Origin of the sequence: Pseudomonas sp. zfem003, from assembly GCF_032621675.1 — a bacterium.
GTDB lineage: Bacteria > Pseudomonadota > Gammaproteobacteria > Pseudomonadales > Pseudomonadaceae > Metapseudomonas > Metapseudomonas otitidis.
This window is the reverse complement of sequence record NZ_JAVYJG010000003.1, coordinates 133,236-157,803: the sequence shown is the minus strand read 5'-3', so window position 1 is coordinate 157,803 and position 24,568 is coordinate 133,236. Positions and strand designations below refer to the sequence as shown.

Genomic DNA, 24,568 nt, shown 5'->3' with positions numbered 1-24,568 from the left:
TACCGGCCGCCCGGTTTTCAGCCACTTCCTACATCCCCTCCCTGCGAGCCGGCGGTAGGGTTCGGACCCTCCCGTTCCGAGGGCCCGCCATGTCCCGCTTCGAACCCCTCCTGCCGCTGCGCCAGAACACTTACCTGCCTAACGCCGTGACCGGGCGAGCCCAGCGCCATGCGGTGATCCGCCGGATCCTCGGCGTGCTGCTGATGCTGTTCAGCAGCACCCAACTGCCGCCCCTGCTGATCGACCTGTACTACGGCGAAGGCGCCTGGCAGGGCTTTCTGATGGCGCTGCTGATCACCCTGAGCATCGGCCTGCTCATCTGGCTACCGGTGCGCGGTGCCAACGGGGACCTGAAGATCCGCGACGGCTACCTGATCACCGCGCTGTTCTGGACCGTGCTCGGCACCTTCGGCTGCATACCCTTCCTGCTCATCGACACGCCGCGCATGGGCCTGGTGGACGCGCTGTTCGAGTCCGTCTCGGGCATCAGCACCACCGGGGCGACCGTACTCACCGGGCTCGACCAGCTGCCCAAGGCGGTCCTCTACTACCGCCAGCAGCTGCAGTGGTTCGGCGGGATGGGGATCATCGTTCTCGCGGTGGCGATCATGCCCATGCTCGGCATCGGCGGCATGCAGCTGTACCGCGCCGAGATGCCCGGCCCGCTGAAGGAGCAGAAGCTCTCGCCACGCATCGCGGAAACCGCGCGCACCCTGTGGCTGATCTACTGCGGTCTGACCCTGGCCTGTGCGCTGGCGTACTGGGCCGCCGGGATGAGCCTGTTCGACGCCATCTGCCACAGCTTCTCCACCATCGCCATCGGCGGCTTCTCCACCCACGACGCCAGCATCGGCTACTTCGACAGCCCGCTGGTGGAGGCCGTGTGCATGTTCTTCCTGGTGGTCTCGGGGGTGAACTTCGGCCTGCACTTCCTCGCCTGGCGACAGCGCAGCCTGCGGCACTACCTGCGCGACGCGGAATGCCGCACGTACCTGTTGCTGCTGCTGGGCACCTTCGTGATCTGCGCCACCACGCTCATCGTCCACCAGCACTACGAGGCGCCGCTGCAATCGATCCGCTATGCCGCGTTCATGGTGGTCTCGGTGGCCACCACCACCGGCTTCGGCCTGGCCGACTTCAGCACCTGGCCGACCCTGCTGCCGCACCTGCTGCTCTACACCACCTTCATCGGCGCCTGCGCCGGCTCCACCGGCGGCGGCATGAAAGTGATGCGCATCCTGCTGGTGCTGCGCCAGGGGGTGCGGGAGTTCCAGCGGCTGCTGCACCCCAACGGGGTGTTCACCCTCAAGCTGGGGCGCCGTCACATTCCCGAGCGGGTGGTGGAGTCGGTCTGGGCCTTCTGCTCCATCTACCTGATGACCTTCGTGGTGCTGCTCCTGCTGCTGATGGCCATGGGGCTGGACCAGCTCACCGCCTTCTCCACCCTGGCGTCCTGCATGAACAACCTGGGCCCGGCCCTGGGCGAAGCGGCGGCGCACTACGGCAACCTGCCCGATGGCGCCAAGCTGGTGCTGAGCCTGGCCATGGTGCTGGGGCGGCTGGAGGTGTTCTCCCTGCTGATCCTGCTCAGCCCGGCCTTCTGGCGGTTCTGAACCTCGGGGTTGGGCGCTCGCGTCGATCAGGGTAGGGTGAGCGCCTCGACAGCCCGGGGACAGGACCATGATCGATTCACTGGAGAAGATGCTCGCCAAGGGCGTGGACAACGCACTGCTGCGCTTCGGCCTGGGCAAGGGCTACCTCGACCAGGGTGATGCGACGGCAGCAACGCTGCACCTGCAACGCTGCGTCGAGCAGGACCCGGCCTACTCGGCGGCCTGGAAGCTGCTGGGCAAGGCACTGGAGAGCACCGGTGACAGTGAGGGGGCTCGCCAGGCCTGGGAGCAGGGCCTGAGCGCCGCGCAGGCCAAGGGCGACAAGCAGGCGGAGAAGGAGATGGGGGTGTTCCTCAAGCGCCTCGCCCGCCGCCAGGGAGGGCAGTGACATGGTGCGCACCGTACTCGCCCTGGGGATTGCGGCGTTCGCCTTGGATGGCGTCGCTGCCCAACCGGTGCCGCCCTACCAAGTCGACTCGATCAAGCCACCGATACTGGAAGCCCCGCCTTCGGCCGAACCTGCCCTGACCGAAGCCTGCCACGCCTGGAAGCTGGACGCGCGGGGTGCCAGCCGATTCTTCACCCTGGCCGAGTTGCTGGACGGCGTGGTGCTGCACCATGCGTTCTCCTGGGTGCCCTGCAGCATCGAGGGGCGCCTGCATGACGGCCGCGGCCAGGTGTGGAACTTCCGCATCAACGGCGGCGCCACGGCAACGACCTGGCGCGGTGAAGGGCCGACCCGGGAGGAGTATCGCTGGGGCTGCCGCCGCCAGGCGTGCGAACCACTGGTGCTGCTGACGGCGGACGAAGAAGGCTAGGGGGATTTCCGGGAGCGGTTGGTAGCGGATCAGGACTCGACGAAGCGCAGGCCGACGCCCTCGGCGTCCACCCGCATGATCTCCATCTGCAGGATCGGCGCTTCGAAGGGCAGGTCCTGCACCTGGCCGGTGAGGATGGTGCCCACCGGCAGGGCCACCAGGTCCGGGTGGCGGACGTACACACCGCCGTCCGACAGGTCGCGGGTCTGGGCGAAGAGATCCCCGAAGCTCTCGTGACTGATCTTGATCCGGCACTTCATCGGCGTACGGGGATGCTGGCGCTGGTTGGAGGACATCGCGACACACCTTGGATTGGTCTGAGCGGTTTTTTAGCCTAAAACCACCGACTCGCCCAGCAGAAGGCGCAAAAAAGGCGCCGAAGCGCCTTTTCTCAATACCAGCGGGCTTCGCCCTCAGGGCGCTTCTTGAAGCGCTTCATGCTCCACATGTACTGGGTCGGGTAGGTGCGCACGTAGCGCTCCACCACGGCGCTCATCGCCGCCACGCCCTCTTCCACGTCGTCGCTGTACATCCCCTCCGGCGCCGCTTCGAGGATGACCTTGAAGCCGGAGCCATCCGCCAGGCGCAACGCATGCAGGAACACCCCGCGCGCCTTGCCGCCGGCGAGCATGCCGGGGACGAACTTGCTGGTCAGCGCCAGGGTGCCGAGGAAGGGCACGAACACGCCGGCGGACAGGCTCGGCTCCGGGTCGGCCGGAATGCCCACCGCGCCGCCCCGGCGCACTTCCTTGATGACGCTGAGGATGCCTTCCTTGGTAGACGGCGCGACGCGGTTGCCGAGCTGCACGCGCTGCTTCTGCAGCAATTCGTCCACGGCCTTCAGCTTCGGCGGGCGGTAGAAGATGATCGGTTTGCACTGGGCACAGTAGAAGTGGTTCAGCACCTCCCAGTTGCCCAGGTGACTGGTGATGCCCACCACGCCCTTGCCGCTGGCCAATGCCTCGTGCAGCACCTCCAGGCCTTCCACTTCGCGCACCAGGCCGATGGACTTCTCCGCCGGCCAGATCCAGGCGCAGGCGCTTTCGGTGAGGGTGCGACCGATGTCCATCAGGCTCTGGCCGACACGCTGGTCGAGCTCGGCCGGGGACAGTTCCGGAAAGCACTTGGCGAGGTTGATCCGCGTGACCTCGCGGGAGCGGTTGGGCAGCTTCCACATCAGCCAGCCGATTGCCGCGCCCACGGCTTGTACGGCCCGCCAGGGCAGCAGGGCGAAGAGGCGCAGGAAGCCGACCACGAGGGCGCCTTTGAGCTTGTCCACAGGCAACTCCAGGGCAAGGAAAAGCGCGCATTCTACCGTGACGCGCGCTCAGGTGCGGGACGGACCGTCAGCCCGCCAGGTGCGGATGCCGGTCGCAGTCGAGGGTGTGGTCCATGACCATGCCGGTGGCCTGCATGAAGGCGTAGCAGATGGTCGGCCCGACGAAGGTGAAGCCCAGCTTGCGCAGCGCCTTGCTCATCGCCTCGGCCTCGGCCGTCACCGCCGGCACCTCGCTGCGGTCGGCGAAGCGGTTGATCCGTGGTGCGCCGCCGACGAAGGACCAGAGCAGGGCGGAGGGGTCCTCCAGGCGCAGCCAGGCCTGGGCGTTCTGCCGGGCCGCGCGCAGCTTGGCGCGGTTGCGGATGATGCCCGGGTCCTGCATGCGCACCTCGATTTCCTCGTCGGTCATCTGCGCCAGGCGCTGTGGGTCGAAACCGAACAGCACCTCGCGGTAGCGGGCACGCTTCTTCAGCACCGTGATCCACGACAGGCCGGCCTGGAAACCCTCCAGCAGGAGCATCTCGAACAGCGCCCCGGCATCCCGTTGGGGCACGCCCCATTCCTGGTCGTGGTAGGCGATGTAGAGGGGGTCTTCGTTGCACCAGAAGCAGCGTGGCATAAGGCTTTCCATGCGGTTGCGGCGGGTCGGATCGGGTATACTCGCGCCCTTTCAGTCGAATACCCAGCACAGGTGAAATTCGTGAGCCAGACTACGCCCGCCGTGCGCACCTTCCAAGACCTGATCCTCGCCCTGCAGCAGTACTGGGCCGAGCAGGGCTGCGTGGTGCTCCAGCCCTACGACATGGAAGTGGGCGCCGGTACCTTCCACACCGCCACCTTCCTCCGTGCCATCGGCCCGGAGACCTGGAACGCCGCCTACGTGCAGCCCTCGCGCCGCCCCACTGACGGCCGCTACGGCGAGAACCCCAACCGCCTGCAGCACTACTACCAGTTCCAGGTGGTCCTGAAGCCCAACCCGGAGAACTTCCAGGAGCTGTACCTGGGCTCCCTGAAGGCCATCGGCATCGACCCGCTGGTGCACGACATCCGCTTCGTCGAGGACAACTGGGAGTCCCCCACCCTCGGCGCCTGGGGCCTGGGTTGGGAAATCTGGCTGAACGGCATGGAAGTCACCCAGTTCACCTACTTCCAGCAGGTCGGCGGCATCGAGTGCTACCCGGTGACCGGCGAGATCACCTATGGCCTGGAACGCCTGGCCATGTACCTGCAGGGCGTGGACTCGGTCTATGACCTGGTGTGGACCGACGGCCCCTTCGGCGTGGTCACCTACGGCGACGTGTTCCACCAGAACGAGGTGGAGCAGTCCACCTTCAACTTCGAGCACGCCAACGTGCCGAAGCTGTTCGAACTCTTCGACTTCTACGAGAGCGAGGCCAACCGCCTGATCGAGCTGCAGCTGCCGCTGCCGACCTACGAGATGGTCCTCAAGGCCTCCCACACCTTCAACCTGCTGGATGCCCGCCGCGCAATCTCCGTGACCGAGCGCCAGCGCTACATCCTGCGCGTGCGCACCCTGGCCCGCGCCGTGGCCCAGAGCTACCTGCAGGCGCGCGCGCGCCTGGGCTTCCCCATGGCGACCCCCGAACTGCGTGACGAAGTACTGGCCAAGCTGGAGGCGGAAGAATGAGTGCACAAGATTTCCTCGTCGAACTGGGCACCGAAGAGCTGCCGCCCAAGGCCCTCAAGTCCCTCGGTGACGCCTTCCTCGCCGGCATCCTCGGCGGCCTCAAGACGGCCGGCCTGAGCCACGGCGCCGCCCGCGTCTACGCCGCGCCGCGCCGCCTGGCGGTGCTGGTCGAGCAACTGGCCACCCAGCAGCCCGACCGCAGCGTCAACCTCGACGGCCCGCCGCTGCAGGCCGCCTTCGACGCTGCCGGCAACCCGACCCAGGCCGCCCTCGGCTTCGCCAAGAAGTGCGGCGTCGACCTGGCCCAGATCGACACCAGCGGGCCGAAGCTGAAGTTCAGCCAGACCATCCCCGGCCAACCCGCCAAGGGCCTGCTGGCCGGCATCGTCGAGGCTTCCCTGGCCGCCCTGCCGATTCCCAAGCGCATGCGCTGGGCTGCGCGCCGTGAAGAGTTCGTGCGCCCGACCCAGTGGCTGGTGATGCTCTTCGGCGATGACGTGGTGGACTGCGAGATCCTCGCCCAGAAGGCGGGCCGCGAGTCCCGTGGCCACCGCTTCCACAACCCCGCGAACATCCGCATCAGCAAGCCTTCCAGCTACCTGGAGGACCTGCGCGCCGCCTACGTGCTGGCCGACTTCGCCGAGCGCCGCGAGCTGATCGCCAAGCGCGTCGACCAACTGGCTGCCGAGCAGAAGGGCAGCGCCGTGGTACCGGCGGACCTGCTGGACGAGGTGACGGCGCTGGTCGAGTGGCCGGTGCCGCTGGTGTGCTCGTTCGAGGAGCGCTTCCTCGAGGTGCCCCAGGAAGCCCTGATCACCACCATGCAGGACAACCAGAAGTACTTCTGCCTGCTGGATGCCAACGGCAAGCTGCTGCCGCGCTTCATCACCGTGGCCAACGTCGAGAGCAAGGACCCGGCGCAGATCATCTCGGGCAACGAGAAGGTCGTGCGTCCGCGCCTGACCGACGCCGAGTTCTTCTTCAAGCAGGACAAGAAGCAGAAGCTGGAAACCTTCAACGAGCGCCTGAAGAACGTGGTGTTCCAGGCCCAGCTCGGCACCGTGTACGAGAAGGCCGAGCGCGTTTCCGCACTGGCCGCCCACATCGCCGAGCGCGTCGGCGCCGACCCGGTGAAAGCCGCCCGTGCCGGCATCCTCGCCAAGTGCGACCTGGCCACCGAGATGGTCGGCGAGTTCCCGGAGATGCAGGGCATCGCCGGCTACTACTACGCTCTGAACGATGGTGAAGCGGACGACGTCGCCCACGCCCTGAACGAGCAGTACATGCCGCGTGGCGCCGGCGCCGAGCTGCCGCAGACCCTGACCGGTGCTGCGCTGGCGGTGGCCGACAAGCTGGACACCCTGGTGGGTATCTTCGGCATCGGCATGCTGCCCACCGGCAGCAAGGACCCCTTCGCCCTGCGCCGCCAGGCCCTCGGCGTACTGCGCATCCTGATCGAGAAGAAGCTGGACCTGGACCTGGACGACGCCGTCGGCTTCGCCATCGCCCAGTACGGCGACAAGGTGAAGGCGGACGGCCTGGCCACCCAGGTGCTGGACTTCATCTTCGACCGCCTGCGCGCCCGCTACGAAGACGAAGGCGTGGATGTGGCGGTGTACCTCTCCGTCCGTGCCCTCAAGCCGACCTCGGCCCTGGACTTCGACCAGCGCGTGCAAGCCGTGCAGGCCTTCCGCGCCCTGCCCGAAGCCGCAGCCCTGGCCGCCGCCAACAAGCGCGTCTCCAACCTGCTGGGCAAGGCCGAAGGCGAAGTACCGGCCGTGGTCGACAGCGCCCTGCTGCAGGAAGACGCCGAGAAGGCCCTTGCCGCGGCCGTGGCAGAGGCCGAGCGTGCCGTGGCCCCCATGGCAGCCGCCCGTTGCTACAGCGAAGCCCTGGGCCGCCTGGCGAGCCTGCGCGAGCCGGTGGATGCGTTCTTCGAGGCGGTGATGGTCAACGTCGATGACGCGGCCGTCCGTGCGAACCGCTACGCCCTGCTGGCGAAGCTGCGCGGCCTGTTCCTCGGCGCCGCCGACATCTCCGTTCTCGGCTAAAGGCTGAGCCAACCGCAGGCGACACGTCTGCGGTTGGCTGCCAGGACGCACCATGAAATTGCTCATCCTCGACCGCGACGGCGTCATCAACCATGACTCCGACGCCTACATCAAAAGCCTCGATGAATGGATCCCGATCCCGGGCGCCATCGAGGCCATTGCGCGCCTCTCGCGTGCGGGCTGGACCGTGGCCGTGGCCACCAACCAGTCGGGCATCGCGCGTGGCTACTACCCCCTGGAAACCCTCGACGCCATGCATGCGCGGCTGCGTGAGCGGGTGGCGGAGCAGGGCGGCGACGTCGGCCTGATCGTCCATTGCCCCCACGGGCCCGACGACGGCTGCGACTGCCGCAAACCCAAGCCGGGCATGCTGCTGCAGATTGCCGAGCACTACGGCGTACCGTTGGGCGGCATCTGGTTCGTCGGCGACAGTAGCGGTGACCTGGAGGCGGCCAGAGCCGTCGATTGTCAGCCTGTGCTGGTTAGAACCGGCAAGGGCGAGCGAACCCTGGCCAAAGGCGTGCCCGGGGACGTCCTCGTATTCGACGACCTGGCGGCCGTCGCCAACCATCTCCTCAGTTAGCCAAGGCAAGGAACCATGACGACAGTGCAGGCCATCAGAACCGTCCTCTTCTACCTGCTGCTGTCGTCCAGTGCCTTCGTCTGGGGCACGATCAGCTTCCTGGTCGCGCCCTTCCTGCCGTTCCGCGCACGCTACCGCTTCGTGATCTGGCGCTGGTGCCGCTTCGCGGTCTGGCTGGCCAAGGTGGTGGCGGGTGTCGACTACCGCGTTGGGGGCATGGAGAACATCCCGCAGACGCCCTGCGTGATCCTCTCCAAGCACCAGAGCACCTGGGAAACCTTCTTCCTCTCCGGCTTCTTCGAACCCCTCAGCCAGGTGGTGAAGCGCGAGCTGCTCTACGTGCCGTTCTTCGGCTGGGCAATGGCCCTGCTGCGCCCCATCGCCATCGACCGCAGCAACCCCAAGGCTGCGCTAAAGCAGCTCGCCAGCCAGGGCGACGAGCGCCTGCGCCAGGGGGCCTGGGTGCTGGTGTTCCCCGAAGGGACCCGGGTTCCGGTGGGGCAGATGGGCAAGTTCTCCCGCGGCGGTACTGCACTGGCAGTCAACGCAGGGCTGCCGGTGTTGCCGGTAGCGCACAACGCCGGGCTGTTCTGGCCCAAGGTGGGCTGGGCCAAGTACCCCGGCACCATCCAGGTGGAGATCGGCCCGGCGATGTACGCAGAAGGGGAGGGGCCTCGTGCCATTGCCGACCTGAACGACCGCGCCTACGCATGGGTCGAGCAGGCCCAGCAGCGGATCGAAGGCGCCGCGCCCCAGCCTGTGGAAGCGGCGGACTCCACGCCTGCCTGATCTGTTGAAAAGCTGTGGATAAAAATTCCGCCTATTGATTGTTTCCAGCCTGAGGCCCGCGCCAGTCGGGCCTCACAGCTTTCCCCTGGAAAACCGACGATTGGTGCATAAGCTGATTGCCCGGACGGGATTCAGCGCTTCAGGTAGCGCGATTCCAGTGCATTGAAACAGCGCACCAGGCGATCCCGCTCCACACCGGGGAATGCCTTCTCGAACTGCACCATCAGCACGCCGACCTTTACCCTGCCGCTGCGCAGCTGTCGCTCGAGATAGTCCATCAGCACGTCATCGCTGACGGCCGCTGCCTCCGGCGAGCCTTGGGTTTCCTGCATGTGGCGCACTCCTTTCCTGTTCCCAATAAAAAGCCCCGGCACAGGGCCGGGGCTGGAAGCATAGCCAAGCACTCGGGTGGGTTACACGTCGAGGTTGGACACCGCCAGAGCGTTGCTCTCGATGAAGTCGCGGCGGGGTTCCACCGCATCGCCCATCAGGGTGTTGAAGATCTGGTCCGCGGCGATCGCGTCCTCGATGGTCACCTTGAGCATGCGGCGGACGTTCGGGTCCATGGTGGTTTCCCACAGCTGCTCCGGGTTCATCTCGCCAAGGCCTTTGTATCGCTGGATGGTGTGGCGCTTGGTGCTCTCGGTCATCAGCCAGGCCAGGGCGTCCTTGAAGCTGCTGACGGGCTTGCGGCGCTCTCCACGCTGCACGTAGGCCCCCTCTTCCAGCAGGCTGTTGAGCTGCTCGCCGAGGGTAGTGACCTGGCGGTAATCATTGCTGGCGAAGAAGTCGCGGTTGAAGGTCACGTAGTGCGACAGGCCATGAGCGGTCTGCTGGACTTCGGGCAGCCACAGGTGGCGCTCGCGGTCTTCACGCAGGCTGATGGAGTAGGTCAGGCCGGACTTCTCCGCACCCTTCAGGCGCTCTTCGAACTGCTTAAGCCAGCCCTCCATCGCGCCCTGGTCGGACAGCTGCTCCACGCTGACGCGGGGCAGGTAGACCATGTGCTCGGTGAGCTCCTGCGGGTACAGGCGGGACAGACGCTTGAGGGTGCGCATGACGGCGCGGTATTCGTTGACCAGACGCTCCAGGGCTTCGCCCGACAGGCCCGGGGCGTTCTCGTTGACGTGCAGGCTGGCGTCTTCCAGGGCCGACTGGGTCATGTACTCGTCCATGGCCTCGTCGTCCTTGATGTACTGCTCCTGCTTGCCACGCTTGACCTTGTACAGCGGCGGCTGGGCGATGTAGACGTAGCCGCGCTCGATCAGCTCCGGCATCTGACGGAAGAAGAACGTCAGCAGCAGGGTACGGATGTGCGAACCGTCCACGTCGGCGTCGGTCATGATGATGATGTTGTGGTAGCGCAGTTTCTCGATGTTGTACTCCTCGCGCCCGATCCCGCAGCCCAGCGCGGTGATCAGGGTGCCGACTTCCTGGGAGGACAGCATCTTGTCGAAACGGGCCTTTTCCACGTTGAGGATCTTGCCCTTCAACGGGAGGATGGCCTGGGTCCTGCGGTTGCGGCCCTGCTTGGCCGAGCCACCCGCGGAGTCACCCTCCACGATGTAGAGTTCGGAAAGGGCAGGGTCCTTCTCCTGGCAGTCGGCGAGCTTGCCGGGCAGGCCGGCGATGTCCAGGGCGCCCTTGCGGCGGGTCATCTCGCGGGCCTTGCGCGCAGCCTCACGGGCGCGGGCGGCGTCGATCATCTTGCCGACGACGGCCTTGGCTTCGTTGGGGTTCTCCAGCAGGAAGTCGGCGAAGTACTTGCCCATTTCCTGCTCGACGGCAGTCTTCACCTCGCTGGAGACCAGCTTGTCCTTGGTCTGCGAGCTGAACTTCGGATCCGGCACCTTGACCGAGATGATGGCGGTCAGGCCTTCACGGGCATCGTCACCGGTGGTGGCGATCTTGTACTTCTTCGCCAGGCCTTCTTGCTCGATGTAGTTGTTCAGGTGACGGGTGAGGGCAGAGCGGAAGCCTGCCAGGTGAGTACCGCCGTCACGCTGGGGAATGTTGTTGGTGAAGCAGAGGATGTTCTCGTTGAAGCTGTCGTTCCACTGCAGCGCCACCTCGACACCCACGCCGTCTTCTTCGCGCTGGATGTTGAAGTGGAAGACCTCGTTGACGATGGTCTTGTTGGTGTTCAGGTACTCGACGAAGGCCTTCAGGCCGCCCTCGTACTTGAACATTTCTTCCTTCCCGCTGCGCTCGTCACGCAGGAGGATGCCCACGCCGGAGTTGAGGAAGGACAGTTCGCGCAGACGCTTGGCGAGGATGTCCCAGCTGAAATGGATATTGGTGAAGGTCTCGGCAGAGGCCTTGAAGTGCACCTCGGTACCGGTTCCGTCGGTCTCGCCAACGGCACGCAGGGCGAACTGGGGAACGCCGTGGCGATAGATCTGCTCCCAGACCTGGCCTGCACGGCGGATGGTCAGGCGCAGCTCCTCGGACAGGGCGTTGACCACGGAAACCCCCACGCCGTGGAGGCCGCCAGACACCTTGTAGGTGTTGTCGTCGAACTTACCGCCGGCGTGGAGCACGGTCATGATGACCTCGGCAGCGGAGACCCCTTCTTCCTTGTGGATATCCACCGGAATGCCGCGGCCGTTGTCACGGACGGTGATCGACTCGTCGGTGTGGATGGTGATGCTGATCTCGGAGCAGTAACCCGCCAGGGCTTCGTCGATGGAGTTGTCCACCACTTCGAAGACCATGTGGTGCAGACCGGTCCCATCGTCGGTATCGCCGATGTACATACCCGGGCGCTTGCGTACGGCGTCCAGTCCCTTCAGCACCTTGATGCTGGAAGAGTCGTACGTGTTGTTCTCGCTCATGCTTCACTCCGATGATCAAAGGTCTGGGTGATACCACCATGTTCCACGTGGAACATGGCTACCGGCGTATCCGTTCGCCAGCCGTCCCTCATAAGTTCGTGATCGACGCAGGTGATGAATACCTGGCAATCCAATTCGTCCAGCAAACGGCAAAGGGCGCGCCGGTGCTGTTCATCCAGTTCAGACGGAAGGTCGTCCACCAGATAGATGCATTGGCCATGTTTGGCCTGGTTGAGCAGGTGCCCCTGGGCGATGCGCAACGCGCACACCACCAGCTTCTGCTGGCCTCGGGAAAGAATCTCGGCGGCATTGTGCCCGCCTAATCGCAACCGCAGGTCGGCGCGCTGGGGGCCGGCTTGGGTATGCCCCATTTGCTGGTCGCGGAGAAGGGAAGTGGCCAGCACATCGGCAAGCTCCTTGTCCTTGTCCCATCCGCGGTAATAGCTGAGGGTGAGCCCTTCGATCTGTACCAGCTCCTGCAAGGTGCGTTCGAAAACCGGCTTCAACGCCTGGATGTAGGCCCGTCGATAGCCATCGATTTCCGCACTTGCGAAGGTCAGCTCACGGTCCCAGACCGCCTGCGAAACGGCGTCAAGTGTACCATGCCGGAGCCACGAGTTCCGCTGCCTCAGGGCCTTCTGCAGGCGCTGCCAGGCGGGGAGAAAACGAGGTTCCACGTGGAACACTCCCCAATCGAGAAACTGCCGACGAATCTTTGGAGCACCTTCCAGAAGACGGAAGCTGTCCGGATTGATGACTTGAAGCGGCAAGGTCTCGGCAAGCTGAGCAGCGCTCTTGGCATTCTGCCCGTCGATTCGAATCTGGAACTCCCCATTCCGCTCCCGGGATATGCCCAGGCTGCTGCTACGCCCCTCCAGGAGTTCGACCTGGCCGAAGACGGTACAGGCTGGCTGGTCGTGCTGGATGACAGGCTGCAGCTTGTTGCTGCGGAAGGACCGGGCAAGCCCGAGCAGGTAAATGGCTTCGAGCAGGCTGGTCTTACCGCTGCCGTTGTCGCCATGGATGATGTTGATGCGGGGGGAGGGGGAGAGCGTCACCGGGTGCAGGTTTCGCACCGCGGTGACGGTGACGCGGCTGAGGGACATCGAGCGTGTTACAGGCGCATCGGCATGACGACATAGGAAGAGTCGTCGTTGTCGGCTTCCTGGAGCAAGGCACTGCTGTTGGAGTCGGACAGGATGAGGCGCACCTGGTCGGTGGTCATCACACCCAGCACGTCGAGCAGGTAGCTGACGTTGAAACCGATCTCCAGGTTGCTGCCGCCGTACTCGACGGCCACTTCCTCTTCCGCCTCTTCCTGCTCAGGGTTGTTGGCCTGGATCTTCAGCAGGCCGGCCGCCAGTTGCAGGCGAATGCCGCGGTACTTCTCGTTGGACAGGATCGCGGTGCGGCTGAAGGCCTCACGCAGCGCCTGGCGATCACCGACGACCAGTTTGTCGCCGCCACGGGGCAGCACACGCTCGTAGTCCGGGAACTTGCCGTCGACCAGCTTGGAGGTGAAGGTGAACTCGCCGGTGGTGGCGCGGATGTGGTGCTGGCCAAGCACGATGCGGACTTCGCCATCCTGTTCGGTGAGCAGGCGAGCCAGTTCGAGGATGCCCTTGCGCGGCACGATCACCTGGTGACGATCCACACCTTCGATGCCGGCCTGCATGGCGCACATCGCCAGGCGGTGGCCATCGGTGGCAACGGCGCGCAGCACGCCGGCGTTCACTTCCAGCAGCATGCCGTTGAGGTAGTAGCGCACGTCCTGCTGGGCCATGGCGAAGCTGGTGCGTTCGATCAGGCGACGCAGCTTGCTCTGCACCAGGCTGAAGTTCAGCGAGCCCGGGCCTTCTTCCACGGTGGGGAAGTCATTGGCAGGCAGGGTGGAGAGGGTGAACTTGCTCCGGCCGGCCTTGATCAGCAGCTTCTGCTCGTCGACGCGGATATCGATCAGCGCATCGCTGGGCAGGCTCTTGCAGATGTCCATCAGCTTGCGCGCCGGTACGGTGATCTCACCCGGCTCAGCCGCTTCTTCGAGGACTACGCGCCCGACCAGCTCGACCTCAAGGTCGGTACCGGTCAGCGACAGCTGCTGGCCTTCAACCACCAGCAACACATTGGAGAGGACCGGCAAGGTCTGGCGGCGCTCGACGACGCCGGCGACCAGTTGCAGGGGTTTCAACAGGGCTTCGCGTTGAATGGTGAAATGCATGGTCTAGTCCCTTGCCTCAATGGGCTGCGCTTGAACGGTCACGTGGTCAGTGTACGCAGCAGGTTCTTGTAGTCCTCGCGGATATCCGCGTCGGATTCCCTGAGTTCCGCAATCTTACGACAGGCATGCAGAACAGTCGTGTGGTCTCGTCCACCAAAGGCGTCGCCGATTTCCGGCAAGCTGTGGTTGGTCAGTTCCTTGGACAGTGCCATGGCCACCTGGCGCGGCCGCGCGACGGAGCGCGAGCGGCGCTTGGACAGCATGTCCGACATCTTGATCTTGTAGTACTCGACGACGATGCGCTGGATGTTGTCGATGCTGACCAGCTTGTCCTGCAGGGCCAGCAGGTCCTTCAGGGATTCACGGATCAGCTCGATGGTGATCTCGCGCCCCATGAAGTGCGCATGGGCGATGACCCGCTTGAGCGCACCTTCCAGCTCACGGACGTTGGAGCGGATGCGCTGGGCGATGAAGAACGCGGCATCGTGGGGCAGGTCGACCTTGGCCTGCTCGGCCTTCTTCATCAGGATCGCCACACGGGTCTCCAGCTCCGGCGGCTCCACGGCCACCGTCAGGCCCCAGCCAAAGCGGGACTTCAGGCGCTCCTCGAGCCCCTCGATCTCCTTCGGATAGCGGTCACTGGTGAGGATCACCTGTTGGCCACCCTCCAGCAGGGCGTTGAAGGTGTGGAAGAACTCCTCCTGGGAACGCTCCTTGCGGGCGAAGAACTGGATGTCGTCGATGAGCAGCGCGTCCACCGAGCGGTAGAAGCGCTTGAATTCGTTGATCGCATTCAGCTGCAGCGCCTTGACCATGTCAGCGACGAAACGCTCGGAGTGAAGATAAACGATCTTCGCGTTGGGGTTCTTCTTCAGCAGGTGGTTACCCACCGCGTGCATCAGGTGGGTCTTGCCGAGGCCCACCCCCCCATAAAGGAAGAGCGGGTTGTAGCCGTGCTTCGGGTTGTCCGCCACTTGCCAGGCTGCAGCACGGGCCAACTGGTTGGACTTGCCTTCGACGAAGTTCTCGAAGGTGAAGGTGCGGTTCAGGTAGCTGGTGTGCTTCAACGCCCCCTCGACCTGCACCGAACGCTCCGTGCGAACGGCGGGCGGTGCCGAGACGGAGGCGAGCGGATCGAGGCTCGCGCGGCTTTCCTCGACGGTCTCGACACGCTGTGCAGCCACCGGCGCAACGGGCGCAGGGGTGATCACAGGTGGCGCGGAAACCGGAACGGGCGCGACACGGGGCGGCGGTGGGTTGCGCTTGCTGCCGATCAGCAACGACAGCGCAGGCGCCAGGCCATTGCCTCGCTCACTGAGCAACTCCAGCAGGCGACCCATGTACTTTTCATTGACCCAGTCCAATACGAAACGATTGGGGGCGTAGACCCGGAGTTCGTCACCCTCGGCCTCGACCTGCAACGGACGGATCCAGGTGTTGAATTGCTGGGCGGGCAGTTCGTCGCGCAGAAGATCGACGCACTGCTGCCAAAGTTCCACTGACACGGATGTCCCCCAGGTAGGAAAGGAGTGCGGTGAAAAAGCTGGCGCATAGTGTAGCGGTCAGCGGCTAAGTTATCCACATGCAATTCGTCGATTCGCCAAGGAAAATCAATGTCTTATTGACGCACCACGCAGCACCTGGGATAGCCCGTGAAAGCTGTGGATAACGACCGCTTAGCTCGGTATACAAGGCCCTGGATAACCCAGTGCACAAAGAGCCTGTGGACAACGGACCGAATTATGCCCCGCTTGCCAACAGCCCCGGCACAGCTGCTCCCCGACTTGCTGACAGGCTTTTCCCGGGCCAGCTTGTGCGCAACCCGGCCACTTGAGGCAGTTTTCCACAGGCAGAGGCTCTCACTACATCTATAAGCTCATTCATCCTTCTTTAATCCGTCTTCTTTTCTATCTATTCCTGCCTGGGATTCATCGCTGGTTGGAAATTGACCTGCTCACGCCATTTCTCTAGAATTGCCGGTCTCTTAAACGGGGGCCACCTCGGCCCGTTGTGATCAACCAGGTAACGAATCATGAAACGCACTTTCCAGCCCAGCACCCTCAAGCGCGCTCGTACCCACGGTTTCCGTGCTCGTATGGCCACCAAGAACGGCCGCCAAGTCCTGTCGCGTCGCCGCGCCAAGGGCCGCAAGCGCCTGACCGTCTGATTCACCCGGAACAGGTGGTGAGTCGAGGCTTCGGCCGGGAAAAGCGACTGCTGGTCCCCCGGCAATTCAAGGCGGTCTTCGACTCCCCTTCCGGCAAGGTCCCCGGCAGGAATGTCCTGCTGCTCGCACGTGACAACGCCCTCAATCATCCCCGCTTGGGCATGGTGATCGGCAAGAAGAGCGTCAAGCTGTCCGTCGAGCGCAACCGCCTCAAACGCCAGATACGCGAATCCTTCCGCCACAATCTCGAGTTGCTGGCCGGCTGGGACATCGTGATCGTGGCCAAGCGAGGCCTGGGCGATCTGGAGAACGAAGAGCTCAAGCAGCAATTCGGCAAACTCTGGAAGCGCCTTGCACGCAGCCGGCCTCGCCCTGAGTCTCCGACCGAACCAGGGATGGCCGACACCCCTCATGCGTAAACTGGCCCTCGTTCCGATCCAGTTCTATCGCTACGCCATCAGCCCGCTGATGGCCAGTCACTGCCGCTTCTATCCCAGCTGTTCCTGTTATGCACAGGAGGCCATCGAACGTCATGGCGTCCTGCGTGGTGGCTGGCTGACCCTGCGCCGACTGGGTCGCTGTCACCCCTGGAACCCCGGCGGCTATGACCCGGTTCCCCCTGCCAACACATCCCAATCCTCTTCGATGGCCGAGTAATCATGGATATCCAACGCTCGATCCTGATAGTCGCCCTGGCGATCGTGTCCTACCTCATGGTTCTCCAGTGGAACCAGGACTACGGCCAGGCCGCACTGCCGACCACCAGCACCGCTGCCTCCAGTGCACCGTCTTCCCTGCCGGAAACCGGTTCGCCGGCCCAACGCAGCAGCGACGACGTGCCCACCGCCGAGGGACCTGGCCAGGCCAGCGCCCCCATGACGGCACAGAGCGCGCCGAGCAACGAGCTGATCCGTGTCGACACCGACGTGCTGAACATCGCCATCGACCCGAACGGTGGTGACATCGTCCAGCTGACGCTGCCGAAGTACCCCCGTCGCCAGGATCACCCGGATGTTCCGTTCCAGCTGTTCGACAACGGCAACGAGCGTACCTACCTGGCCCAGAGCGGTCTGATCGGTGCCAATGGCCCGGATGGTCGTGCCAGCGGTCGCCCGATGTATGCCTCTGCCCAGCGTCAGTACAAGTTGGCCGACGGTCAGGATCAGCTGGTGGTCGACCTGACCTACAGCGACGCCGGTGTGAACTACACCAAGCGCTTCACCTTCACCCGCGGCCAGTACGACCTGAAGGTGACCTACCGCATCGATAACCAGAGCGGCCAGCCCTGGACCGGCAACCTCTATGCCCAGCTCAAGCGTGACGGCAGCGGTGATCCGTCCTCCAGCACCGCCACCGGCGTCTCCACCTACCTGGGTGCCGCCGTCTGGACCCCGAGCGAGCCCTACAAGAAGATTTCCATCAAGGACATCGACAAGCAGGAGTTCAAGGAAACCGTCGATGGCGGCTGGGTCGCCTGGCTGCAGCACTACTTCGTGACGGCCTGGATTCCTGAAAAAGGCCAGACCAGCATCATCCAGACCCGCAAGGACACCAAGGGCAACTACATCGTCGGTTTCGTCGGCTCCAGCCTCAACGTCGCCGCGGGTGGCCAGGGTGAAAGCTCGGCCGTGCTGTACGCCGGTCCGAAGATCCAGAACCACCTGAAGGAACTGTCCCCAGGCCTGGAACTGACCGTCGACTACGGCTTCCTGTGGTTCATCGCTCAGCCGATCTTCTGGCTGCTGCAACATATCCACAGCCTGATCGGCAACTGGGGCTGGTCGATCATCGCCCTGACCGTGCTGATCAAGCTCGCCTTCTTCCCCCTCTCCGCCGCCAGCTACAAGTCCATGGCCCGCATGCGTGCCGTATCGCCCAAGCTGCAGGCGCTGAAGGAACAGTTCGGTGACGATCGCCAGAAGATGTCCCAGGCGATGATGGAGCTGTACAAGAAAGAGAAGATCAACCCGCTGGGCGGCTGCCTGCCGATCCTGGTGCAGATGCCGGTGTTCCTGGCCCTGTACTGGGTACTGCTGGAAAGCGTCGAGATGCGCCAGGCCCCCTGGATGTTCTGGATCACCGACCTGTCGATCAAGGATCCGTTCTTCATCCTGCCGATCATCATGGGCGCCACCATGTTCATCCAGCAGCACCTGAACCCGACCCCGCCGGACCCCATGCAGGCCAAGGTCCTCAAGCTGATGCCGGTGATCTTCACCTTCTTCTTCCTGTGGTTCCCGGCCGGCCTGGTGATCTACTGGGTGGTCAACAACTGCCTGTCCATTGCACAGCAGTGGTACATTACGCGGCAGATCGAAGCGTCCACCAAGGCCAGTGCCTGACGCCAGAACCGCCTGAAAAAAGACGCCCCCATCGTGGGGCGTCTTGCTATCCGCTCGTTGAAGGAGAGCCCATGAACGCGCCCCGTGAAACCATCGCCGCCGTCGCCACCGCCCAGGGTCGGGGTGGTGTCGGTATCGTGCGCGTCTCGGGTCCCCTGGCGGGACAGATCGGCGAGGCCGTCACCGGTCGCTCACTCAAGCCCCGCTTCGCCCATTACGGCGCCTTCCGGGACGGCGAGAACGGTGCTCTGGACGAAGGAATTGCCCTGTACTTCCCCGGGCCGAACTCCTTCACCGGGGAAGACGTCCTGGAGTTGCAGGGCCATGGCGGCCCCGTGGTGCTGGACCTGCTGCTCAAGCGCTGCCTCGCGTTGGGCGCACGCCTGGCACGCCCTGGTGAGTTCAGCGAGCGCGCCTTCCTCAACGACAAGCTCGACCTGGCCCAGGCCGAGGCGATCGCCGACCTGATCGAAGCCAGCTCCGAACAGGCCGCGCGAAATGCCCTGCGCTCCCTGCAGGGCGCTTTCTCGGCTCGGGTACACGGGTTGACCGAGCGACTCATCCAGTTGCGCATCTATGTCGAGGCCGCCATCGACTTTCCGGAAGAGGAAATCGACTTCCTCGCCGATGGCCATGTGCTCGGCCTGCTGGACGGCGTTCGCACGGACTTATCCACAGTCCTCAAGGAAGCAGGGCAGGGCGCCTTGCTGCGGGATGGCATGACCGTGGTCATCGCCGGGCGCCCCAATGCCGGCAAGTCCAGCCTGCTGAATGCCCTGGCGGGGCGAGAGGCAGCCATCGTCACCGACATCGCCGGTACCACCCGAGACGTGCTGCGTGAACATATCCACATCGACGGCATGCCCCTGCACGTGGTGGACACCGCCGGCTTGCGCAGCACCGACGACCATGTGGAAAAGATCGGCGTGGAACGTGCCCTGAAGGCCATCAACGAGGCTGACCGCGTCCTGTTGGTCGTGGACGCCAGTGCACCGGAAGCGGCCGACCCCTTCGCCCTCTGGCCGGAGTTCCTCGACACCTCGCCCGCCCCCTCTCGGGTGACGCTGATCCGCAACAAGGCGGACCTGAGCGGCGAAGCCGTGGGGCTGGAAATCTCCGCCGACGGCCACGCCACCCTGAGCCTCAGTGCACGCTCCGGCGCCGGCCTTGAGCTGCTGCGGGATCACCTCAAGGCCTGCATGGGCTACGAGCAGACCGCAGAGAGCAGCTTCAGCGCTCGCCGCCGGCACCTGGAATCCCTGCGGCAGGCCGGTGCCCATCTGGATCATGGCCGTGATCAGCTCACCCACCTGGGCGCTGGCGAGCTGCTGGCGGAAGACCTGCGCCTTGCACAGCAGGCCCTGGGCGAAATCACCGGTGCATTCAGCTCCGACGACCTCCTGGGCCGGATCTTCTCCAGCTTCTGCATCGGCAAGTAGCCGCTCCCCCCCACGACCACTTCCCCCTACCCATGCTGCCAACCCACGGCAGCGTGGAATGGGCGCCTGCGCGCCGAATAAACCCTGTTGATAACCTGGCCTGAACCCCGTCCATAACCCTGGGTAAAAGACGGAGGATAACTGCCCTGTGCATAAGCGCATCTTTCATCCACAGGCCCGACACGGGCATCCCCCAGGAAACCGCCAGGAACTTGACAGGCTTATCCTTGGCTACAAGCATTGTGTTTAGGGGCTGACAGTTACTTATCCACAGAAAGGTGCTTCACCATACATAAACACAAGAACAAGCTCTTTAAGAAATTCTCTTCTCTTTTCTTTTTCTACCCACGAAGGTTTTCCACAAGACGGGTTAGTCAGGGGAAGCGAGTGTGGAAAACTTGCGGAATCACTAATTGGCTATTTTTTGTGCAGAAGGCTTCATTCAAGAAGGTTAAATCCCTATACTTGCGGCCTTCCCTATTTCCCCCTTCCAGAACAGGCACGAGGTGCGTGGTGGATTTCCCTTCCCGTTTTGACGTGATCGTGATCGGCGGCGGTCATGCCGGTACCGAGGCCGCGCTGGCATCCGCCCGCATGGGCGTTAAGACCTTGCTGCTGACCCATAACGTCGAAACCCTGGGCCAGATGAGCTGCAACCCGGCCATCGGCGGCATCGGCAAGAGCCACCTGGTCAAGGAAATCGATGCACTGGGTGGCGCCATGGCCACTGCCACCGACCTGGGCGGCATCCAGTTCCGCGTACTCAACAGCCGCAAGGGCCCGGCAGTACGCGCTACGCGTGCCCAGGCTGACCGTGTCCTCTACAAGGCGGCCATTCGCGAGATCCTGGAAAACCAGCCGAACCTGTGGATATTCCAGCAGGCCTGTGACGACCTGATTGTGGAAAACGACCAGGTGAAGGGCGTCGTGACCCAGATGGGCCTGCGCTTCCATGCCGAATCCGTGGTACTGACCACTGGCACCTTCCTCGGCGGACTTATCCACATTGGGCTGCAGAACTATTCAGGTGGTCGTGCCGGAGACCCGCCGTCCATCGCCCTGGCTCATCGCCTGCGTGAGCTGCCCCTGCGGGTCGGACGCCTGAAGACCGGCACCCCGCCGCGCATCGATGGTCGCTCCGTCGACTTCTCGGTGATGACCGAGCAACCCGGCGATACGCCGATCCCGGTGATGTCCTTCCTGGGCAATAAGGAGCAGCACCCGCGCCAGGTCAGTTGCTGGATCACACACACCAATGCCCGCACCCACGAGATCATCGCCAGCAACCTCGACCGCTCGCCGATGTACTCGGGGGTCATCGAAGGGGTAGGCCCGCGCTACTGCCCGTCGATCGAGGACAAGATCCACCGCTTCGCCGACAAGGACAGCCACCAGGTGTTCCTTGAGCCGGAAGGCCTGACCACCCACGAGCTGTACCCGAACGGCATCTCCACCTCGCTGCCCTTCGATGTGCAACTGGACATCGTCCGCTCCATCCGTGGCATGGAGAACGCCCACATCGTGCGTCCCGGGTACGCCATCGAGTACGACTACTTCGACCCGCGCGACCTCAAGTACAGCCTGGAGACAAAGGTCATCGGCGGCCTGTTCTTCGCCGGGCAGATCAACGGCACCACCGGCTACGAAGAGGCCGGTGCACAGGGCCTGTTGGCCGGCGCCAATGCCGCACTGCGTGCCCAGGGCCGTGAAGCCTGGTGCCCACGTCGCGACGAGGCCTACATCGGCGTACTGGTGGATGACCTGATCACCCTGGGCACCCAGGAGCCCTACCGCATGTTCACCTCGCGGGCCGAGTACCGGCTGATCCTCCGCGAGGACAACGCCGACCTGCGCCTGACCGAAAAAGGTCGCGAACTGGGCCTGGTGGACGACCGCCGCTGGGCCGCCTTCGAGGCCAAGCGCGAGGGCATCGCCCTGGAAGAGCAGCGCCTGAAGAGCACCTGGGTACGCCCCGGTACGCCCCAGGGCGATGCCATCGCCGAGCGTTTCGGCACGCCGCTCACCCACGAATACAACCTGCTCAACCTGCTCAGCCGCCCGGAGATCGACTACGCCGGCCTGGTGGAAGTGACCGGCAACGGCGCCGAGGATCCGCAGGTGGCCGAACAGGTGGAGATCAAGACCAAGTACGCCGGCTACATCGACCGCCAACAGGACGAGATCGCTCGCCTGCGCGCCAGCGAGAACACCCGCCTGCCCGATGACCTGGACTACGCCGCCATCTCCGGCCTGTCCAAGGAGATCCAGCACAAGCTGGGCAACGCCCGTCCGGAGACCCTGGGACAGGCCTCGCGCATCCCCGGCGTCACCCCGGCGGCCATCTCGCTGCTGCTGATCCATCTGAAGAAGCGTGGTGCCGGTCAGTCGCTGGAGAGAAGTGCCTGATGTCCCTCGTCACCTCCCGGCACGCCGAAGAACTGACCCAGGGCGCTGCGACCCTGGGCGTAGCGCTCGATGCCCGTCAGCATGAGCTGCTGATGGGCTACCTGGCCCTGCTGATCAAGTGGAACAAGGCCTACAACCTCACCGCGGTGCGCAACCCGGACGAGATGGTGTCGCGCCATCTGCTGGACAGCCTCAGCGTGGTGCCCTTCGTCGCCGAGCGCGGCAATGACTGGCTCGACGTCGGCAGCGGCGGCGGCATGCCCGGTGTGCCCCTGGCGATCCTGTTCCCCGAGCGTCGCTTCACCCTGCTGGACTCCAACGGAAAGAAGACCCGCTTCCTCACCCAGGTGAAGCTGGAGCTCGGTCTGGACAACCTCGGTGTGGTCAACGCACGCGTCGAAGCCTTCCGTCCGCAGCAACCCTTCGCCGGCGTCGTCTCCCGCGCATTCAGTGCCCTGGAGGACTTCGCCAACTGGACCCGCCACCTGGGCGACCGCGACACCCACTGGCTGGCCATGAAGGGGCTGCGCCCGGATGACGAACTGGCGCGCATGCCCGATGACTTCAAGGTCGAAGCGGAGCACACCCTCGCGGTTCCCGGTTGCCAAGGCCAACGCCATCTGCTGATACTGCGCCGCACGGAATGAAGGGGGGTAAGGCAGCCATGGCCAAGGTATTCGCGATCGCCAACCAGAAGGGCGGAGTGGGCAAGACCACCACCTGCATCAACCTGGCTGCGTCGCTGGTCGCCACCAAGCGTCGTGTCCTGCTGATCGACCTCGATCCCCAGGGCAACGCCACCATGGGCAGCGGCATCGACAAGCACGCCCTGGAGCATTCCATCTATGACGTCTTGATCGGCGAGTGCGACCTGGCCGACGCCATGCAGTTCTCCGAGCACGGTGGCTACCAGTTACTGCCGGCCAACCGCGACCTGACCGCGGCGGAAGTGGCCCTGCTGGAAATGAAGATGAAGGAAAGCCGCCTGCGCTATGCCCTTGCACCGGTGCGAGAGAACTACGACTACATCCTCATCGACTGCCCGCCGTCCCTGTCGATGCTCACCATCAACGCCCTAGTGGCGGCCGATGGCGTGATCATCCCCATGCAGTGCGAGTACTACGCACTGGAAGGACTGTCCGACCTGATCAACAGCATCCAGCGCATTGGCCAGTTGCTGAACCCCGAACTGAAGATCGAAGGCCTGCTGCGCACCATGTACGATCCGCGCATCAGCCTCACCAACGACGTCAGCGCCCAGCTCAAGGAGCACTTCGGCGACAAGCTCTACGACGCCGTCATCCCCCGCAACGTACGCCTCGCCGAGGCGCCCAGCTTCGGCATGCCGGCGCTGGTGTACGACAAGCAATCCCGTGGCGCCATCGCCTACCTTGCGCTGGCTGGCGAAGTGGTTCGCCGACAGCGCGCCGGCGCCAGAACAGCTACCGCATAAGGAAACCGCATGGCAGCGAAAAAACGAGGCCTGGGTCGTGGCCTGGACGCCCTGCTGGGCGGCAACAACGCCACCGTCCTGCAGGAGGAGGCCAGCAAGGCCGATACTCGCGAGCTGCAGAACCTGCCCCTGGACCTGATCCAGCGTGGCAAGTACCAACCCCGCCGGGACATGGATCCCACCGCCCTCGAAGAGCTAGCCCAGTCGATCAAGGCCCAGGGCGTCATGCAACCCATCGTGGTGCGCCCCATCGGTGGCGGCCGCTTCGAGATCATTGCCGGTGAGCGCCGCTGGCGTGCCAGCCAGCAGGCCGGCCTGGACCGCATCCCGGCCCTGGTGCGTGAGGTGCCGGACGAAGCCGCCATCGCCATGGCGCTGATCGAGAACATCCAGCGTGAAGACCTCAGCCCGATCGAAGAGGCCGTGGCGCTTCAGCGTCTGCAGCAGGAGTTCCAGCTCACCCAGCAACAGGTGGCCGAAGCGGTGGGCAAGTCCCGCGTCACCATCACCAACCTGCTGCGCCTGATCGGCCTGCCGGAAGAGGTGAAGACCCTCCTGGCCCATGGCGACCTGGAAATGGGCCATGCCCGTGCACTGCTCGGCCTGCCCCTGGAACGCCAGGTGGAAGGCGCGCGACATGTTGTCGCACGCGGGCTCACCGTGCGCCAAACCGAGGCACTGGTGAGGCAGTGGCTGAACACCCGCGAGAAGCCTGTCGAAGCGGTCAAGTCCGACCCGGACATCAGCCGGCTCGAACAGCGCCTGGCTGAGCGCCTGGGCGCTCCGGTGCAGATCAAGCACGGGCAGAAGGGCAAGGGACAGCTGGTGATCCGCTACAACTCCCTCGACGAATTGCAGGGTGTCCTGGCCCACATCCGCTGAAACATCTGGGCATGTAGCGGATAGTCGGATTTCACTACCGGGCAGT

24 protein-coding genes are annotated in these 24,568 nt (G+C 64.4%); 16 read left to right on the top strand and 8 right to left on the bottom strand.

From position 1 onward, the window contains the following. The first annotated feature begins 89 nt into the window (after positions 1-89). The 3 genes from RTK35_RS06850 (at position 90) to RTK35_RS06840 (ending at position 2,431) form a co-directional block, all read left to right on the top strand. A complete protein-coding gene (locus RTK35_RS06850; RefSeq protein ID WP_142013261.1) occupies positions 90-1,613 on the top strand; it encodes a TrkH family potassium uptake protein in 1,524 nt (507 codons plus the stop codon). Positions 1,614-1,680: 67 nt separating this feature from the next. Then, positions 1,681-2,001: a tetratricopeptide repeat protein gene (locus RTK35_RS06845; protein WP_044410092.1), complete on the top strand. Its 321-nt coding sequence runs from the start codon at positions 1,681-1,683 to the stop codon at positions 1,999-2,001. Between the two features lies 1 nt (position 2,002). Further along, on the top strand, positions 2,003-2,431 hold the full coding sequence (locus RTK35_RS06840) for a hypothetical protein (protein ID WP_142013263.1): 429 nt from the start codon (positions 2,003-2,005) through the stop codon (positions 2,429-2,431). Between the two features lie 29 nt (positions 2,432-2,460). Here RTK35_RS06840 and RTK35_RS06835 read toward each other — a convergent pair whose 3' ends face one another. The 3 genes from RTK35_RS06835 to RTK35_RS06825 form a co-directional block, all read right to left on the bottom strand. Continuing rightward, the gene (locus tag RTK35_RS06835) at positions 2,461-2,727 is read right to left on the bottom strand and encodes a PilZ domain-containing protein (RefSeq protein ID WP_044410086.1); all 267 of its coding nucleotides are present in this window, start codon (positions 2,725-2,727) and stop codon (positions 2,461-2,463) included. A 95-nt stretch (positions 2,728-2,822) separates the two neighbouring features. Then, positions 2,823-3,710 (bottom strand): lysophospholipid acyltransferase, encoded by an 888-nt coding sequence (locus RTK35_RS06830; protein ID WP_142013265.1) that lies wholly within the window; start codon positions 3,708-3,710, stop codon positions 2,823-2,825. Between the two features lie 67 nt (positions 3,711-3,777). Continuing rightward, entirely contained in the window at positions 3,778-4,329 is a 552-nt protein-coding gene (locus RTK35_RS06825; protein ID WP_142013267.1) for a DNA-3-methyladenine glycosylase I, read from the bottom strand. A gap of 81 nt (positions 4,330-4,410) precedes the next feature. Between RTK35_RS06825 and glyQ the strand changes: the two genes are divergently transcribed. The 4 genes from glyQ to RTK35_RS06805 are packed head-to-tail and all read left to right on the top strand — an operon-like array spanning position 4,411 to position 8,781. Beyond that, positions 4,411-5,358, top strand: a complete 948-nt coding sequence (gene glyQ / locus RTK35_RS06820) for a glycine--tRNA ligase subunit alpha (protein ID WP_142013269.1) — start codon at positions 4,411-4,413, stop codon at positions 5,356-5,358. After that, entirely contained in the window at positions 5,355-7,409 is a 2,055-nt protein-coding gene (glyS, locus tag RTK35_RS06815; RefSeq protein ID WP_044410069.1) for a glycine--tRNA ligase subunit beta, read from the top strand. Before glyQ ends, glyS begins: the two co-directional genes overlap by 4 nt. 52 nt (positions 7,410-7,461) lie before the next feature. Further along, a complete protein-coding gene (gene gmhB, locus RTK35_RS06810; protein WP_074969844.1) occupies positions 7,462-7,992 on the top strand; it encodes a D-glycero-beta-D-manno-heptose 1,7-bisphosphate 7-phosphatase in 531 nt (176 codons plus the stop codon). A 15-nt stretch (positions 7,993-8,007) separates the two neighbouring features. Continuing rightward, positions 8,008-8,781 carry a lysophospholipid acyltransferase family protein gene (locus tag RTK35_RS06805; protein WP_142013271.1) on the top strand — a complete coding sequence of 258 codons (774 nt, stop codon included), beginning with the start codon at positions 8,008-8,010 and terminating at the stop codon, positions 8,779-8,781. Between the two features lie 131 nt (positions 8,782-8,912). Here the strand turns inward: RTK35_RS06805 and RTK35_RS06800 are convergent, their stop codons facing one another. From RTK35_RS06800 to dnaA, 5 genes are all read right to left on the bottom strand, one after another. Further along, a complete protein-coding gene (locus tag RTK35_RS06800; protein ID WP_107330185.1) occupies positions 8,913-9,113 on the bottom strand; it encodes a hypothetical protein in 201 nt (66 codons plus the stop codon). An 81-nt stretch (positions 9,114-9,194) separates the two neighbouring features. Beyond that, positions 9,195-11,615, bottom strand: a complete 2,421-nt coding sequence (gene gyrB / locus RTK35_RS06795) for a DNA topoisomerase (ATP-hydrolyzing) subunit B (RefSeq protein WP_044410057.1) — start codon at positions 11,613-11,615, stop codon at positions 9,195-9,197. Continuing rightward, complete coding sequence (gene recF / locus RTK35_RS06790) at positions 11,612-12,721, bottom strand: DNA replication/repair protein RecF (protein ID WP_316907669.1); 1,110 nt, start codon at positions 12,719-12,721, stop codon at positions 11,612-11,614. Before recF ends, gyrB begins: the two co-directional genes overlap by 4 nt. 8 nt (positions 12,722-12,729) lie before the next feature. After that, complete coding sequence (dnaN, locus tag RTK35_RS06785; RefSeq protein ID WP_044410051.1) at positions 12,730-13,833, bottom strand: DNA polymerase III subunit beta; 1,104 nt, start codon at positions 13,831-13,833, stop codon at positions 12,730-12,732. Between the two features lie 38 nt (positions 13,834-13,871). Then, positions 13,872-15,338, bottom strand: a complete 1,467-nt coding sequence (gene dnaA, locus RTK35_RS06780) for a chromosomal replication initiator protein DnaA (protein ID WP_044410048.1) — start codon at positions 15,336-15,338, stop codon at positions 13,872-13,874. A 527-nt stretch (positions 15,339-15,865) separates the two neighbouring features. Between dnaA and rpmH the strand changes: the two genes are divergently transcribed. From rpmH to RTK35_RS06735, 9 genes are all read left to right on the top strand, one after another. Then, the gene (gene rpmH, locus RTK35_RS06775; protein ID WP_003458028.1) at positions 15,866-16,000 is read left to right on the top strand and encodes a 50S ribosomal protein L34; all 135 of its coding nucleotides are present in this window, start codon (positions 15,866-15,868) and stop codon (positions 15,998-16,000) included. 14 nt (positions 16,001-16,014) lie between these two features. Continuing rightward, complete coding sequence (gene rnpA / locus RTK35_RS06770) at positions 16,015-16,419, top strand: ribonuclease P protein component (protein ID WP_316907668.1); 405 nt, start codon at positions 16,015-16,017, stop codon at positions 16,417-16,419. Beyond that, positions 16,412-16,657, top strand: coding sequence for a membrane protein insertion efficiency factor YidD (yidD, locus tag RTK35_RS06765; RefSeq protein ID WP_074969834.1), 246 nt, complete (start codon positions 16,412-16,414; stop codon positions 16,655-16,657). Before rnpA ends, yidD begins: the two co-directional genes overlap by 8 nt. Before the next feature lie 2 nt (positions 16,658-16,659). After that, on the top strand, positions 16,660-18,342 hold the full coding sequence (yidC, locus tag RTK35_RS06760) for a membrane protein insertase YidC (RefSeq protein ID WP_044410039.1): 1,683 nt from the start codon (positions 16,660-16,662) through the stop codon (positions 18,340-18,342). 71 nt (positions 18,343-18,413) lie between these two features. Further along, positions 18,414-19,781, top strand: a complete 1,368-nt coding sequence (gene mnmE, locus RTK35_RS06755; RefSeq protein ID WP_316907667.1) for a tRNA uridine-5-carboxymethylaminomethyl(34) synthesis GTPase MnmE — start codon at positions 18,414-18,416, stop codon at positions 19,779-19,781. Positions 19,782-20,294: 513 nt separating this feature from the next. Continuing rightward, entirely contained in the window at positions 20,295-22,187 is a 1,893-nt protein-coding gene (gene mnmG, locus RTK35_RS06750; protein ID WP_044410034.1) for a tRNA uridine-5-carboxymethylaminomethyl(34) synthesis enzyme MnmG, read from the top strand. Then, positions 22,187-22,834, top strand: coding sequence for a 16S rRNA (guanine(527)-N(7))-methyltransferase RsmG (rsmG, locus tag RTK35_RS06745; protein ID WP_316907666.1), 648 nt, complete (start codon positions 22,187-22,189; stop codon positions 22,832-22,834). The genes mnmG and rsmG overlap by 1 nt, the downstream gene beginning before the upstream one ends. A 17-nt stretch (positions 22,835-22,851) precedes the next feature. Further along, a complete protein-coding gene (locus RTK35_RS06740) occupies positions 22,852-23,640 on the top strand; it encodes a ParA family protein (RefSeq protein WP_044410028.1) in 789 nt (262 codons plus the stop codon). 9 nt (positions 23,641-23,649) lie between these two features. Further along, positions 23,650-24,522, top strand: a complete 873-nt coding sequence (locus RTK35_RS06735) for a ParB/RepB/Spo0J family partition protein (protein ID WP_044410025.1) — start codon at positions 23,650-23,652, stop codon at positions 24,520-24,522. The last annotated feature ends 46 nt before the right edge of the window (positions 24,523-24,568 follow it).

Bases quoted from the DNA above. Each gene is read 5' to 3' on its own strand.
- dnaN (WP_044410051.1), bottom strand. From the start codon at position 13,833: ATGCATTTCACCATTCAACGCGAAGCCCTGTTGAAACCCCTGCAACTG.
- RTK35_RS06840 (WP_142013263.1), top strand. From the start codon at position 2,003: ATGGTGCGCACCGTACTCGCCCTGGGGATTGCGGCGTTCGCCTTGGAT.
- RTK35_RS06835 (WP_044410086.1), bottom strand. From the start codon at position 2,727: ATGTCCTCCAACCAGCGCCAGCATCCCCGTACGCCGATGAAGTGCCGG.
- RTK35_RS06800 (WP_107330185.1), bottom strand. From the start codon at position 9,113: ATGCAGGAAACCCAAGGCTCGCCGGAGGCAGCGGCCGTCAGCGATGAC.
- RTK35_RS06850 (WP_142013261.1), top strand. From the start codon at position 90: ATGTCCCGCTTCGAACCCCTCCTGCCGCTGCGCCAGAACACTTACCTG.
- yidD (WP_074969834.1), top strand. From the start codon at position 16,412: ATGCGTAAACTGGCCCTCGTTCCGATCCAGTTCTATCGCTACGCCATC.
- RTK35_RS06805 (WP_142013271.1), top strand. From the start codon at position 8,008: ATGACGACAGTGCAGGCCATCAGAACCGTCCTCTTCTACCTGCTGCTG.
- recF (WP_316907669.1), bottom strand. From the start codon at position 12,721: ATGTCCCTCAGCCGCGTCACCGTCACCGCGGTGCGAAACCTGCACCCG.
- rpmH (WP_003458028.1), top strand. From the start codon at position 15,866: ATGAAACGCACTTTCCAGCCCAGCACCCTCAAGCGCGCTCGTACCCAC.
- mnmE (WP_316907667.1), top strand. From the start codon at position 18,414: ATGAACGCGCCCCGTGAAACCATCGCCGCCGTCGCCACCGCCCAGGGT.
- RTK35_RS06735 (WP_044410025.1), top strand. From the start codon at position 23,650: ATGGCAGCGAAAAAACGAGGCCTGGGTCGTGGCCTGGACGCCCTGCTG.
- RTK35_RS06825 (WP_142013267.1), bottom strand. From the start codon at position 4,329: ATGCCACGCTGCTTCTGGTGCAACGAAGACCCCCTCTACATCGCCTAC.
- gmhB (WP_074969844.1), top strand. From the start codon at position 7,462: ATGAAATTGCTCATCCTCGACCGCGACGGCGTCATCAACCATGACTCC.
- RTK35_RS06845 (WP_044410092.1), top strand. From the start codon at position 1,681: ATGATCGATTCACTGGAGAAGATGCTCGCCAAGGGCGTGGACAACGCA.
- RTK35_RS06740 (WP_044410028.1), top strand. From the start codon at position 22,852: ATGGCCAAGGTATTCGCGATCGCCAACCAGAAGGGCGGAGTGGGCAAG.
- gyrB (WP_044410057.1), bottom strand. From the start codon at position 11,615: ATGAGCGAGAACAACACGTACGACTCTTCCAGCATCAAGGTGCTGAAG.
- glyS (WP_044410069.1), top strand. From the start codon at position 5,355: ATGAGTGCACAAGATTTCCTCGTCGAACTGGGCACCGAAGAGCTGCCG.
- yidC (WP_044410039.1), top strand. From the start codon at position 16,660: ATGGATATCCAACGCTCGATCCTGATAGTCGCCCTGGCGATCGTGTCC.
- rsmG (WP_316907666.1), top strand. From the start codon at position 22,187: ATGTCCCTCGTCACCTCCCGGCACGCCGAAGAACTGACCCAGGGCGCT.